Here is a 323-nt window from a genome sequence, read left to right as displayed (position 1 = left end):
GGATAGAACTGCTCGACGCGCAGGAGATAGACGTCGTCGATGCCGCGGCGGTCGCGCTCTTCCAGAAGGTCGAAGTAGACCTTGCCCGCGCACATCACCACGCGCCGGATCTCGCCGTCGGGCTTGAGCTCGGTGTCGGAGTGGCCCTTCTCGGCGTCGTCCCAGAGCACGCGGTGGAAGGAGGCGCCGGTCAGGAAATCCTCCTTGTCTGAGATCGCGAGCTTGTGGCGCAGGAGCGACTTCGGCGTCATCAGGATGAGCGGCTTGCGGAAGCTGCGGTGGAGCTGCCGGCGCAGGATGTGGAAGTAGTTGGCCGGCGTCGT

Annotated in this window: 1 pseudogene; it reads right to left on the bottom strand. The window is 65.3% G+C overall.

Features of this window, described 5'->3' with window-relative positions:
• Window positions 1-323 (bottom strand): annotated as a pseudogene (sucA, locus tag AB6A65_RS16845) (2-oxoglutarate dehydrogenase E1 component); the annotation flags it as partial.

The organism is Rhodosalinus sp. FB01 (assembly GCF_041365715.1).
In the GTDB taxonomy this organism is placed as follows: Bacteria; Pseudomonadota; Alphaproteobacteria; order Rhodobacterales; family Rhodobacteraceae; genus Rhodosalinus.
Note: the sequence above shows the minus strand (reverse complement) of the source record. Positions and strands in the feature narration are given on the sequence as shown.